We start from the raw sequence: 13,203 nt of genomic DNA on the forward strand, positions 1-13,203 counted from the left end.
GATCTCGAATTTACAAATTCACAACACAGCATCCTCATAAGAGATGTATATTTGCCAAAAAGTAAGAAGAACATATGACACTGATCAAATCCATTTCAGGGATAAGGGGCACCATTGGAGGTCGCCCGAATGATAACCTCACACCTATAGATACTGTAAAATTTGCCGCGGCTTACGGACGATGGCTGCAAATGCATACAGGCCGGATGGCATTAAAAGTGGTCATTGGTCGTGATGCAAGGATATCCGGGGAAATGATACAGAACTTGGTGGTATCTACCTTGGTTGGTTTAGGTATTGATGTGATAGATCTAGGTCTCTCTACTACGCCTACAGTAGAGATCGCCGTTCCCCTTGAGAAAGCTGATGGGGGAATTATCCTTACTGCCAGCCATAACCCCAAGCAATGGAACGCTTTAAAATTACTTAACGGGAAAGGCGAATTCTTGGATGCTGCACAAGGTGCTACCATCCTGGATATCGCGGAACGTGAAGATTTCAGTTTTGCTACCGTAGATTCCCTGGGATCTGTCTTGAACAATGACGCTTATATGGATATTCATATCGATGAAGTCCTGGACCTGGAATTGGTCGATGCGGATGTTATCAGGGAGAAAAAATTTAAAGTAGTAGTAGACGGAGTTAATTCATCCGGGGGTATTGCCATCCCCATGCTGCTTGAAGCCTTAGGGGTGGAAGTCGTAAAATTATATTGTGATCCTACCGGTCAATTTCCCCATAACCCGGAACCCCTTAAAGAACATCTAGGAGATATCTGTAAGATGGTCGTGGCTGAGAAGGCAGATTTTGGGATCGTTGTGGACCCCGATGTGGACCGACTGGCCTTTATCAGCAATGATGGAGAAATGTTCGGGGAAGAATACACCCTTGTTGCCTGCGCAGATTACGTATTAGGAAAGAAGAAAGGAGATACAGTGTCTAACCTGTCGTCTTCCAGGGCATTGAGGGATATTACAGAGAAGCATGGCGGAAAGTACCACGCTGCAGCAGTAGGAGAGGTGAATGTGGTGTCGCAAATGAAAGAAGTGAATGCCGTTATTGGCGGTGAAGGTAATGGTGGAATTATTTACCCTGCAAGCCACTACGGAAGGGATGCCCTGGTAGGTACAGCCTTATTCTTAATGTTGCTTTCAGAAAGGGGAGGAACAGTTGCGGAATTAAAAGCTTCCTACCCAGCCTATTTTATGAGCAAAAAGAAAATAGAACTTACCCCGGAGCTGAATGTAGACATGCTTCTCCAGGAGATGGCAGATAAATACAGCAATGAAGACATCTCTACCATAGATGGGGTCAAGATCGATTTTTCAGAAAGCTGGGTACACCTGCGTAAATCCAATACAGAACCCATCATCCGAATCTATACAGAAGCCAAAAGCCAGCAAGAGGCAGATGCTCTGGGCGACAGGATTATGGAAGAGATCAGGGCGACGGCCGGGATCACCTCCTAGTCCTCGCGCTATAATTTGTAAACCCCGGGAAACCGGGGTTTCTTTTTGATGGAAAGTAGCGACTATTAAGAATCAGGCCCCTGCTTTTTTGCGATGTTTCCATCGGCGGTGCGTCCATAAGTAATAGGCTGGAGCTGTGCGGATTCGATCCTCGGTCAGTGCCATAAATGTATCAGTGATCTCGTGTTCTTGGGTATTCCCGCCATTCAAGGTAATAGGGACCAATTCAAAAGTGTAATAGCCCCTTTTAATTTTTGTGACGCGGGCAAAATATACGGCCAGGTCCAATTTGCGAGCAAGGTCTTCCGGCCCGGTGAAGATAGGAACATAATGTCCCATAAAATTATTCCAGTACTTTGCCCGGTGTTTTTGAGGAGATTGGTCGGCCACGATCCCATACAGTGACCTTATGCCCTCTTTTTCATTTTTTACTATAGTTCTTACGGTCTCTTTCTGGTGAATGGGCTCTGCTCCCCATTTGGAGCGTATATTGCGAACCAATTGATCAAAATACCGGTTATTGATCTTCTGGTACACCGCATATCCCTTAGATTTTATCAGCCTGTTCAGGATTACACTCCATTCCCAGTTCCCGTAATGTGCAGTAAGCACCAGGGTGCTCTTATGTTTTTCAGATTCCAGTAAGGTATCCAGGTTTATTATTCGATAGTGCTTCTCCAATTGGGCCTGGCTGAAGTTCATGGTCCTGGTCATTTCCAGGAACATATCGCACATATGTTTGTAGAACTCTTTCCGGATTCTGAAGAGTTCTTCTTCTACTTTCTCCGGGAAACATAGTTTCAGGTTGTCCAGGACGACTTTTTTCCGATATCCCACAACATGGAATATGAGTATGTAGATGACGTCTGATACCCCGTAAAATATACGGGCCGGAAGTATGGAAAGTAACCACAAAAAGGGGTAGGAGAGGATGTAGATGAGTAGTTGCATGCAGTATTTTACTGTGGGCAAATATACTTATATTTGGCCCTAAATTAAGTACTGCCTATGAATATTGCCCTGGTAACCCTGGCTGTGATCGCAGCGAACGCCTTAATATCAATAAAAGGGTTTAATGATCTTAGTTTTTTTGAGCGTTATAAATTCGGAATTGGCCAGATCCAGGCGGGTCAAAAGGAGCGAATGATCACTTCGGGTTTTCTCCATGTAGACATCGCGCATCTTTTCCTGAATATGTTCACGCTCTTCTTCTTTGCCGATGTGGTTATTGCCTGGTTTGGCTCTGTAAAGTTTTTGTTGCTCTACTTTGTGAGCTTATTGGCCGGTAGTCTCCTGGCTTTATATTTTCATAGGAACGAATATTATTACAGCGCGGTAGGGGCCAGTGGTGCAGTAACCGGTGTATTGTATGCTGCCATCCTCCTACAACCCAATGACCCCTTGTATTTTATCTTTCTTCCCACAGTCGGGATACCTGCTTATATCCTGGGAGTTGGATACTTGCTATATTCCATTTATGGTATGAAGAAAAGAGTAGGGAACATAGGTCATACAGCTCATTTTGGCGGAGCAGTCGGGGGCTACATCACCACCCTGCTTTTTAAGCCGGATCTTTTGGTTACCGATACCTGGATGGTCCTGTTGCTCGCGATTCCGATTGCCCTGCTCTTTATCCTTCAGAAAATGGGAAAGCTATAGCGCCCTATTAAGGCTGTTCACATGAAATTTTGGCTAATTACTGTAATTCAAGGTGTTTTTCTTACCGAATATCGAAAAAGGACAAGAAATAGGATATTCGTTCGTTAGTGTAAAGCCCTACATTAACAAAAACACCTATTTATGCTTAAGAAGATCCCCCTGGTTGTGGTCGCTGTTTCACTATTGGCTACCTCTTGTTCTGATCAGACGACAATCTACCAAGACAACCTTACGGATACCGTCGTCACCGAAAATGACGCAACCGTATTGCAACCCAGTGTTTCATTCTCAGTAGCCGGAGTGCTAGACATCTATGAAGATGATGCTCCCGGCGCTAACGGCAAAGGTGCTGCAGACACAGCGGGTAATTACCCATTGAGCCTGGTGGCCCAAGTGAGTCCCCCAAATAGCCTGCTTACAGCCTCTCACGTGGATGTAGAAGGTGACTTTGCCTATGTGTCTTATAATGTGGTGAATGAAACCTTTTCCGGTGCCATTGAGATCATCAATATCTCCAATCCCCATGACCCCAGGGTTACCTCCAGGGTGGTCTACAGGAATGCGGATATCAATGCCCTTCAATATCACAATGGTCATGTATATGCCGTAGGCGGTGTAGATGCCATGATCTCCGATGCCGCTCCCAGCAATTCCTTTATAGCAAAGATCCCGGTAAACGCCGGAGATTTTTCTAATCTCAGTGGGATCATATACGGTTTCCAGCAAGGATTTACAGCCAATGATGTATTTATCCACAATGACGAAGTTTTGGTGACCAGTGGAAAAGACGGCTCGCTGACGGTTTACAGTCAGAATGACCTGACACTGCAAGATGAATTTATGTATGCCGATCTCAGGTCCCTCTCGATCAGGGGCGAAGAGATCGCTTTATTGGATGCTTCCCAAGGTGTAAAGGTTTTGGATAAAAAATATAAGACAGTCCGTGAGATAAACATCAATACAGATTTTGGTCCATCCACCAAAAAGACCTTGAAGTTTCACGACGACAGGATCATGGTTTCCGAAGCTGCCAAAGGAACCGGGGTCTATTCGCTGTCTGACGGAGCTCTGCTGGATTATATCCCAATTATGGTAGACCCGGAAGGGGTTAGCCCGGGAGACCAGGTAACCAATGCCGTGGCGACCAATGACGGGCTGCTGATGATGGCCAACGGCGGCGCCGGCCTTAGTCTTACAGAAATTGAGAATGGCAGTTCTAAGGTCGTGGGAGTGGTAGAGCTGAGAGGCTCTATCAACTATGTGGCTTCTAAAGGCGATTATATATTTGCTGCTTCCGGATCAGAAGGCCTGCAGATTATTAAAATGAACCGTCCTGCGGAAACGTTGGTAGACCGATGTTCTGATCTTCCAGAATATACAGGGAGTGATAAATTTTCTGTAAATGTCGGGGAATCTGTGGCCTACAGTGGTGCAAAAAGATTAAACCATATTGTCAATAAAGGAGCTTTACTTCTCTGTGGCTCGTGGTCTATCCGTAATGCTGTGAGTATTGAAGCCGATGCCCTTATGGAATTAAATGGCGTACTGATCGTAGGTCGTAATAATGGACGTAAAGATATAACGGTTAAAAAAGGTGCAACCTTTAAGATAGAAGGTGACATGATCTTGTACGGAAATTTGAAAGTAGAGGAAGGAGCAACACTGGAATTTCTCGGTGATTCATCCGTCGCTAATGTTTTCGGGGATGTGGTTATACATGAAAATGCCACGGTGAAAGGTAATTTTGAAGATGTAAGGGGTAAATTCTAATAATACATTCTATACCCTAAATAAAAAAGCCCGTTGATCAACGGGCTTTTTTTATTTTAAATATGGTTTTACTTATTGCAAAAGCTCTGCAATTTTTTGTTCAAGTGCTTCCCCTCGCAGGTTCTTTGCAACAATAACGCCGTTTTCATCCAGGATGAAAGTAGCCGGGATAGCATTGACACTATATAACTGTGCTATTTCGTCAAAATAATTCACGTTAGATACGTGATCCCAGGCCAGCCCGTCGTCTTCGATGGCTTTTTTCCAGTCTTCGGCCTTCCGGTCCAGGGAAACTCCGAGAATATTTAATCCCTGGTCCTTATACTTGTTATAGATCTTAACTACATTAGGGTTTTCTGCGCGACACGGCTTACACCATGCTGCCCAGAAGTCGATTATGGTTACTTTTCCCATGGCATCGGCCAGGGCTAATTCTCCACCTTCAGGAGTAGGGGCTGAAAAGTTAGGAGCCTTTGCACCGATGGAGGTGTTAGCACTTTTCTCCAGTTTTTCCTTGATACGCATTCCTACCCGGGTATTCTTGATCTCTTCGGTCAAAGCATCGTACATCGTCTTGGCCTTGTTATCAGCCAGCGATCCGGTAGTTAATCCTTTCTCGATGATTAAAGCAGAGATCAGGGAGTTGGGGTTTTCTTCTGCAAAAGATATTTCAAAATTTTTAGCTTCTTCCTGAAGTTCAAAATATTCCTCGCGCAGCGAATTCATCACTACGGTATCCTTTTTAGCAGTAGCAGCCCTCATGTCCTCGTTCATGGACATCGCCTTGCGCGATAGCTCCCGTGAAGCATCTAGGAAGTCGCCAAACAGGTCGTTTTGTAAGGTCCCTTCAACTTCGGCAAATGGAAGACTGTCCTTTTGGGCTTCCACTTCAATTTCTCCTTCTTCTATGATCACGGGAATATTACCCCTGATATTATCGATAAATACGTAATGTATTTCCGGTTCTCCTGCTTTTCCTTTAAATGAAAAGTTCCCGTCTTTCACTTGGGCAGTATCTACATCTACGGGCTGGTTCTGTTCGTTGGTCTTTTTAAGGAAGACCATTGTTCCGTCCTCTATTTCACCTTTGAGTTCACCATTGATGGTGAAGCCATCGGGTTCACTATTACAGGCAACAAGGCCAAGGACACTTAACAAAACTAGGGTGTATTTCTTCATTTCTTTATTTTAAGATGGCCAAATATAGCTAACTGCCCTCGAATAAAAAAAGTCCTTAACAAGAGCTTATGTTAAGGACTTTAAGGGATTTTTATTTAAAATTGGATCAGAACTGGTAACGAATTCCCAGTGCGATGTCAAAATCAAAGTTATCACTGAAATCATCATACCCGACAATACCGATCTCCGGCCTGAAATCTAATGAAAGCATCAGGGGAATATCAAAATCGTATTCCACACCAATGTTCCCGGCCCCGAAAAGGAAAAGACCATCATCAAACTCGGTGTTGGCGAAATCAACATTACCCAGTCCGCCTCCTAGGCCGTAAAACCAGTTGAAGTTGCCATCAAGAGGGCGCACCCACTGGTGTACAGCGGCCAGTTTAAAAGCATCGTAATTCCTGCTGTCTCTCCAACCCAGGTCAAGCTCCAGCCGGGTATCCGAACTCAGTGCGTTCTGGTAAGAGATCTCAGCTCCGAAACCGTCGCTATCCCCCAGTCGCAGACCAAGAGCGTGTTCGGATAAAGACTGTGCGCTGATGGCGCAAGTCGCAAATAAAAATAATAGTGTTAATGGTTTCAATATTCTCATGGTGAATCATTTTTTTAGTTAGACCAAAATTAGCTACTTGCTAATGGTGTATCGTTAATAAAGACTTAATTTAGTAACCAAATTTAGTTTAAATTGAATAATAATTTGCTCAAAGCCTTAGGTGACTCCCTGGAAGGGAACCTAGACTATAGTGACCTTGGCAGGAAACTCTATGCTACAGATGCCTCGGTATATCGAAAAACACCATTAGCGGTGGCTTTTCCACGCTCTAACGACGATATTAAAAAATTGTTGCGTTTTGCTACGGAACACGAAGTGGGAATCATACCCCGTACCGCCGGAACTTCCCTTGCCGGGCAGTGCGTAGGGGAGGGTATAGTTGTTGACGTTTCAAAGTATTTTACCAGGATCCTGCATCTTGATGTGGATAAGAAACAGGTGACGGTGCAACCCGGGGTAATCCGGGATGAGTTAAATGCATACCTCGCTGAACACGGATTATTCTTCGGACCTAATACCTCTACCTCTAACCGCTGTATGATCGGGGGGATGGTAGGAAATAACAGCAGTGGTACCACATCTATCCAGTATGGTGTTACCAGGGATAAAGTGCTGTCTTTAAAAGCTATTCTGCAGGATGGTTCTATCGCCACCTTCAGCAAGATGAGTTCTGCGGAATTCCTGGAAAAAGCCGAAGAAGACACATTTGAAGGAGAGGTTTATAATAATATATATAAGGAGCTGTCTAACAAAGTAATACAGAATGAAATTCATTCAGAATTTCCCAAGAAAAGTATCCACAGGCGAAATACCGGCTACGCCGTGGACGCCTTGCTGGAGAGTGAACTTTTTGGTGGTGATTCTCCTAGTATTAACCTCTGTTCACTTCTAAGCGGTAGTGAGGGTACACTGGCATTTAGCACGGAGATCACCCTGGCGTTGGATGAATTGCCTCCTGCCTATACTGCCATGGTGGTGACTCATTACGAGACCTTAAAAGCCTGCCTGGCTGATGTTGCCCCCTTGATGCAGCACACCCTTTACCTTTGTGAAATGATGGATAAGGTGATCCTGGACTGCACGAAAAATAATCGCGCCCAGTTGGCCAACCGCTTTTTTGTACAGGGAGACCCTGCTGCATTACTGATGTTAGAGGTGCGCGCAGAAAGCGAGGCCCTGCTGGAGGAAAGAGTCGCATCCTTATTACAATCCATTACGGCCTCAGGAAACAGTTATGCCCAGCCCGTACTGTCCGGTCCGGACATTAACAAAGCAATAGAGCTGAGGAAAGCCGGCTTAGGGCTACTCGGGAATATGGTAGGGGATAGGAAGGCTGTGGCCTGCATAGAAGATACTGCTGTCGCCCTCGAAGACCTATCCGGGTTTATTTCAGAATTTACGGACATTATGGATTCGTATAACCAGAAGGCGGTTTATTACGCTCATGCAGGTGCCGGGGAGCTTCATTTAAGACCCATCCTCAACCTTAAGAAGAAGGAAGATGTGGTGCTGTTCCGGAAGATTACTACCGATGTGGCTGAGCTGACCAAAAAATACAAGGGATCATTCAGTGGTGAGCACGGTGACGGAATTGTACGCGCAGAGTTTATTCCCCTGATGATCGGTGCAAAGAACTACGAACTGCTTCGCAGGGTGAAATCGTATTTTGACCCCAGGGGTATATTTAATCCCGGTAAGATCGTGGATGCCTACCCCATGGATGAATCCCTGAGGTATGTAGTGGAGCGGGAAGAACCCTCTATAAGCACATTTATGGATTTTTCAGACAGTGAGGGCATATTAAAGGCTGCTGAAAAATGTAACGGTAGCGGGGATTGCAGGAAAACGCATCATTCAGCCGGGGCTATGTGTCCAAGTTATCACGCCACCCGGAATGAAAAAGATACCACCCGGGGTCGTGCCAATGTTTTAAGGGAGGTGCTTACCGGCAATGGCAGTGCCAACAGTTTTGACAGTACTGCCCTGAAAGATGCTATGGATCTTTGCCTTAGCTGTAAAGCTTGCGGAAGTGAGTGTCCGAGTAATGTAGATATGGCGAGTCTTAAGTCCGAATTCCTATACCAATACCAGAAGGCTAATGGCTTTAGTTTACGGAGTCGGCTTTTCGCTCACAATACAAGCCTGAACAGGCTGGGAAGTTTATGGCCGGGATTGACCAACGCCCTCTACAGCAGTAAGGGACTCAGTGGATTATTAAAGAAAGTGACAGGAGTAGCCGCCGACAGAAGCCTTCCTAAAGTTTCAAGTTTTAATTTCCATAAACAATTAAAACACCTTGATAATAAAGAAATTACAAAAAATAAAAAAGTTATCCTGTATATTGATGAATTCACCAGGTACCTGGATACCGGCCTGGGAGAGGACGCCATAGTTTTGCTACGGTCTTTGGGATATGAAGTGGAACTTTTTTACGGAGAAAGTGGACGTACTTATCTTTCTAAGGGATTCCTGGGACAGGCCAAAAAACTTGCCGGCAAGAATGTGGAAACCCTAGCCGGTAAACTGGATGAAGATTGGGTGCTTTTAGGACTGGAGCCATCAGCCATACTGACCTTCCGGGACGAATACAAAAGATTTGGACTGGAGCAGGAAAGGGTGGACAAGATCGCCGGCAGAGCCTTCCTGGTTGAAGAATTTCTTGCCGCGGAAATTAAGTTGGGCCACCTGGATAAACAACTATTCACTAAAGAGGCAAAAACTGTTAAGCTGCACACACATTGCCATCAAAAAGCATTGTCTGACCAAAAGGTGAGCTTTGATCTGCTGAACCTGCCTGAGAATTTTAAAGTGACTATAATTAACTCGGGTTGTTGCGGTATGGCAGGTTCATTCGGGTATGAAAAAGAGCATTATGACGTAAGTATGGCCATAGGGGAGCTCAGGTTATTTCCCGCGGTTCGCAAGGCTGCTCCGGAAGTGCTGATTGCGGCTAACGGTACCAGCTGCAGGCACCAGATCATGGATGGGACCGGCAGGGAGGCTCAACACCCTGTAAGTATCCTAAGAGACGCGCTTGTGTAAAAACTTTTTGGAATCCCTGCCTTGTTTGCGTTTATTGGGTAAGTCCGCGAGGGCCCTGACGTCATGCAGGGCCAGGGCCTTAAGCTCTTCATCGGTATAAAAGGCACTGCATTTATCTGCATTGTACTTATATATCTTCCAGCGTTTGAAAGCGTATTCGAGGGCGGTCATTTCACCCAGCCAGTCCCCGGAGTTCAGGTAAAGCACATTCCCATATTTACCTTCCTTTAAGTGCTTATCCGCATGCCCGGTGTAACCGCAGGCGATTGCCTCATACCCCCTGTTACCGGCACAGCTGATCGCGTAATTGCGAAACTGCTTGAGGCGTAATGAGTCGATTACCGGTTGAGTTGTATCATTCTTTGTCTTTCTAAATAATGCTCTCAGGGGGCTAAACAGGCTATTCCACTGGGTTAACAAGGCGTAACTGTAACGCCCGAATGGTTTTAAAAATACTGCGGATTTCTGATCAAGATCAAAATGCTGCCCATGTAAAAACCAGGTTTTTTTATGATCCAGTTCCAGGATAAGTTCTTTCCTAATTTCTATGGTGCCGATGGCAATTCCGGTAAGTTTTTTTAGGTAGTGGTCTTTTTCATCGGCCAGAACATAAACTGATGTTCCTTGTGAAGCCATAGCGATAATCTTTTTGATCACTTTAAGCTGTATCTTCGGGAGTTGATACAAACCACTGCCGGCATCTGCGACTAGTCCGCCGTTGAGAATCAGGGTCTTTGGTTTAATGCTGCTCAGGTATGTCAGAAGTTCATGAGCCTTGCACGCTTCGCTGCCCAGGTAGAGGTCAGACACTACTACCACTTCTATTGTTCGCTTTCTCACGATGGTTAAATTTGTATGGGATAAAATTATATTACATTCCGTTTAGCACATAATCCACTGTGTCATTTTTGTTTAAGGCAAAGGTTAATATTAGATTAACAGGGATATGCCTGCTGTTAAGTGAATATTAAGTAGTTGGCGTTGCATTGGTTAAGACGAACCTTTATCTTTGATAGCTTAAACCAACAGGAATGCTACGGGTATTCCTTCAAATGATCAATTCGCTATGGCCGGCAATACTTTTGGAACCCTTTTCAGACTAATGACCTTTGGAGAATCTCATGGCCCGGCGATAGGGGGTATACTGGAAGGCTGCCCGGCTGGACTGAGTCTGGAGCTGGAAGCCATACAGAAAGAACTGGAACGCAGGAAACCCGGTCAATCGGCCATTGTGACCCAGCGGAAAGAGCCGGATACCGTTGAATTTTTTTCCGGGATTTTTGAAGGTAAAACCACGGGTACCCCGATAGGGTTTGCCATTCACAATACGAACCAGAAGTCTAAGGATTATTCCCATATTAAAGATTCTTACCGGCCTTCCCATGCCGACAAAACTTATGACGATAAATATGGTTTCAGGGATTACCGCGGCGGCGGGCGTAGCTCTGCCCGGGAGACTGCCAGCAGGGTAGTAGCCGGTGCTATTGCGAAGCAATTACTCGCCCCGATCCAAATACAGGCTTATGTTTCGCAGGTAGGATCTCTTACCATGGAGACGCCTTACCAAGAACTTGATCTTTCAAAAACCGAGTTAAACCCGGTACGCTGCCCGGATCAGCAAATGGCCGAGCAGATGGAGGCTCATATTCGGGATGTGAGAAAAGAAGGGGATACGATAGGAGGAGTAGTCAGTTGCGTGATCCGGAATGTACCCAAGGGACTTGGAGAACCCGTATTTGATAAACTCCATGCAGAATTGGGAAAGGCGATGCTGTCTATTAACGCCGTCAAAGGATTTGAATATGGCAGTGGGTTTGCTGGCGTCCGGATGAAGGGAAGTGAGCACAACGACGCTTTCAGTACAGACGGGACTACCCGCACCAACTATAGCGGAGGTATACAGGGCGGAATCAGTAACGGGGAGGATATTTATTTTAAAGTCGCTTTCAAACCTGTTGCGACCCTGATCCAGGCTTACGATACCATTGATAAGGAAGGTAATGCCGTAACCGTACAAGGGAAGGGAAGGCACGATCCTTGTGTTGTTCCAAGGGCAGTACCCATTGTAGAAGCTATGGCAGCCCTGGTGCTGGCCGATTTAAAGCTTCGTAATGAGAGCGCTAAATTATAGCAACTCAGTTTAGGGCGTTTGCCTGCAAAATGGTATCTTACCCGGCAAAATCAAATTTTACTTTATGAAGAAATTGGAATTGCACTGGCAGATCCTTATCGGGATGGTTGCCGGGGTCCTCTTCGGATTTGCCATGACCTATCCTGATTGGGGTGCATCGTTTGTACAGGATTGGATCAATCCACTGGGAACCATATTCGTAAAACTCCTAAAACTGATCGCGATTCCGTTGATTCTCGCATCCCTCATTAAAGGGATCTCTGACCTGAAAGACATTTCCCAGTTCCGGAATATCGGCGTCAGGACCATCATGATCTACATTTCTACCACTGTGGTCGCAATTACTATAGGACTGCTATTGGTAAATGTTTTAGTACCCGGTGAGGGCATCTCCCAGGACACCATTGCCCAGCTGACCGAGACCTATGCAGGGGACGAACAGGTAACTTCCAAACTGGAGGAAGCTTCTAAGCAGAAGGAAAGCGGACCTCTTCAATTTTTGGAAGATATGGTTCCGGATAACGCATTTAATGCCCTTAGCAATAACAGCCTGATGCTGCAGGTGATCTTCTTTACCATATTCGTGGGGATCTCCATGTTGCTCATCGGTGAGAAAGCAGCCAAACCTCTCAAAAATTTCTTTGATTCCCTGAACGATGTGGTGCTTAAGATGGTAGACCTGATCATGCTAACCGCGCCAGTTGCGGTATTTGCCCTATTGGCCAATGTTGTGGTCACCTCGGGAGATCCGGACCTGCTGTTGGCACTGCTCAAATACGCTGGTGTCGTATTACTCGGGCTTTTCCTGATGGTTGTATTTTACAGCGTGGTTGTGGCCACTTTTACCAGGTATAATCCATTGACCTTCCTGAGTAAAATAACCCCGGCCCAGTTGTTGGCATTCTCTACCAGTTCCAGTGCGGCTACCTTACCGGTGACTATGGAACGTGTGGAAGAACACCTGGGGGTAGACAAGGATATTTCCAGTTTTGTACTTCCTGTAGGGGCAACAATAAATATGGATGGAACCAGCCTTTACCAGGGCGTTGCCGCCGTGTTTATTTCTCAGGCGCTCGGTTTTGACCTCACTTTTGGAAGTCAATTGACCATCGTGCTGACGGCTCTGCTGGCCTCGATTGGTTCGGCTGCAGTTCCCGGAGCGGGAATGGTAATGCTGGTCATCGTACTGGAAGCAATTGGTTTCCCGGCCGATAAACTGGCCATTGGTCTTGCGCTTATTTTTGCAGTAGACAGGCCATTGGATATGTGCAGGACCGTCGTTAATGTAACAGGAGATGCTACCGTATCGATGATGGTGGCTAAGTCCCTTGGCAGGACCCTGCATCCAAGAGTCAAAAACTGGGATGATCACCTGGACGAAGTAAAATAAAAAAACAGAA

The 13,203-nt window shown here is 45.7% G+C and carries 10 protein-coding genes; 6 read left to right on the forward strand and 4 right to left on the reverse strand.

Features of this window, described 5'->3' with window-relative positions; translation table 11 throughout:
• Positions 1-74: 74 nt before the first annotated feature.
• Positions 75-1,469, forward strand: coding sequence for a phosphoglucosamine mutase (glmM, locus tag PP178_RS07730; RefSeq protein WP_272593765.1), 1,395 nt, complete (start codon positions 75-77; stop codon positions 1,467-1,469).
• A gap of 72 nt (positions 1,470-1,541) precedes the next feature.
• Here glmM and PP178_RS07735 read toward each other — a convergent pair whose 3' ends face one another.
• Positions 1,542-2,420, reverse strand: coding sequence for a lysophospholipid acyltransferase family protein (locus tag PP178_RS07735; RefSeq protein ID WP_272593766.1), 879 nt, complete (start codon positions 2,418-2,420; stop codon positions 1,542-1,544).
• A gap of 57 nt (positions 2,421-2,477) precedes the next feature.
• Between PP178_RS07735 and PP178_RS07740 the strand changes: the two genes are divergently transcribed.
• Positions 2,478-3,128: a rhomboid family intramembrane serine protease gene (locus PP178_RS07740; protein WP_272593767.1), complete on the forward strand. Its 651-nt coding sequence runs from the start codon at positions 2,478-2,480 to the stop codon at positions 3,126-3,128.
• Between the two features lie 141 nt (positions 3,129-3,269).
• The gene (locus PP178_RS07745) at positions 3,270-4,898 is read left to right on the forward strand and encodes a hypothetical protein (RefSeq protein ID WP_272593768.1); all 1,629 of its coding nucleotides are present in this window, start codon (positions 3,270-3,272) and stop codon (positions 4,896-4,898) included.
• A gap of 72 nt (positions 4,899-4,970) precedes the next feature.
• Here the strand turns inward: PP178_RS07745 and PP178_RS07750 are convergent, their stop codons facing one another.
• Both PP178_RS07750 and PP178_RS07755 read right to left on the reverse strand, forming a co-directional pair.
• The gene (locus PP178_RS07750) at positions 4,971-6,077 is read right to left on the reverse strand and encodes a TlpA disulfide reductase family protein (RefSeq protein ID WP_272593769.1); all 1,107 of its coding nucleotides are present in this window, start codon (positions 6,075-6,077) and stop codon (positions 4,971-4,973) included.
• A gap of 106 nt (positions 6,078-6,183) precedes the next feature.
• Positions 6,184-6,669 carry a hypothetical protein gene (locus PP178_RS07755; RefSeq protein ID WP_272593770.1) on the reverse strand — a complete coding sequence of 162 codons (486 nt, stop codon included), beginning with the start codon at positions 6,667-6,669 and terminating at the stop codon, positions 6,184-6,186.
• A gap of 93 nt (positions 6,670-6,762) precedes the next feature.
• Between PP178_RS07755 and PP178_RS07760 the strand changes: the two genes are divergently transcribed.
• Positions 6,763-9,672: an FAD-binding and (Fe-S)-binding domain-containing protein gene (locus tag PP178_RS07760; RefSeq protein WP_272593771.1), complete on the forward strand. Its 2,910-nt coding sequence runs from the start codon at positions 6,763-6,765 to the stop codon at positions 9,670-9,672.
• Here PP178_RS07760 and PP178_RS07765 read toward each other — a convergent pair.
• A complete protein-coding gene (locus PP178_RS07765; protein ID WP_272593772.1) occupies positions 9,652-10,512 on the reverse strand; it encodes a UDP-2,3-diacylglucosamine diphosphatase in 861 nt (286 codons plus the stop codon). The genes PP178_RS07760 and PP178_RS07765 overlap by 21 nt on opposite strands.
• 226 nt (positions 10,513-10,738) lie before the next feature.
• Here PP178_RS07765 and aroC point away from each other — a divergent pair, with 226 nt between their 5' ends.
• Positions 10,739-11,803 (forward strand): chorismate synthase, encoded by a 1,065-nt coding sequence (gene aroC, locus PP178_RS07770; RefSeq protein WP_272593773.1) that lies wholly within the window; start codon positions 10,739-10,741, stop codon positions 11,801-11,803.
• 64 nt (positions 11,804-11,867) lie between these two features.
• Positions 11,868-13,193 carry a dicarboxylate/amino acid:cation symporter gene (locus tag PP178_RS07775; protein WP_272593774.1) on the forward strand — a complete coding sequence of 442 codons (1,326 nt, stop codon included), beginning with the start codon at positions 11,868-11,870 and terminating at the stop codon, positions 13,191-13,193.
• Positions 13,194-13,203 lie beyond the last annotated feature (10 nt).

It is taken from the genome of Zeaxanthinibacter sp. PT1 (assembly GCF_028464225.1).
Lineage (GTDB): Bacteria > Bacteroidota > Bacteroidia > Flavobacteriales > Flavobacteriaceae > Zeaxanthinibacter.

What these genes read in the sequence shown, in the direction of transcription:
- aroC (WP_272593773.1), top strand. Translation starts at nt 10,739, where the DNA reads ATGGCCGGCAATACTTTTGGAACCCTTTTCAGACTAATGACCTTTGGA.
- PP178_RS07735 (WP_272593766.1), bottom strand. Translation starts at nt 2,420, where the DNA reads ATGCAACTACTCATCTACATCCTCTCCTACCCCTTTTTGTGGTTACTT.
- PP178_RS07755 (WP_272593770.1), bottom strand. Translation starts at nt 6,669, where the DNA reads ATGAGAATATTGAAACCATTAACACTATTATTTTTATTTGCGACTTGC.
- PP178_RS07750 (WP_272593769.1), bottom strand. Translation starts at nt 6,077, where the DNA reads ATGAAGAAATACACCCTAGTTTTGTTAAGTGTCCTTGGCCTTGTTGCC.
- PP178_RS07745 (WP_272593768.1), top strand. Translation starts at nt 3,270, where the DNA reads ATGCTTAAGAAGATCCCCCTGGTTGTGGTCGCTGTTTCACTATTGGCT.
- PP178_RS07740 (WP_272593767.1), top strand. Translation starts at nt 2,478, where the DNA reads ATGAATATTGCCCTGGTAACCCTGGCTGTGATCGCAGCGAACGCCTTA.
- glmM (WP_272593765.1), top strand. Translation starts at nt 75, where the DNA reads ATGACACTGATCAAATCCATTTCAGGGATAAGGGGCACCATTGGAGGT.
- PP178_RS07775 (WP_272593774.1), top strand. Translation starts at nt 11,868, where the DNA reads ATGAAGAAATTGGAATTGCACTGGCAGATCCTTATCGGGATGGTTGCC.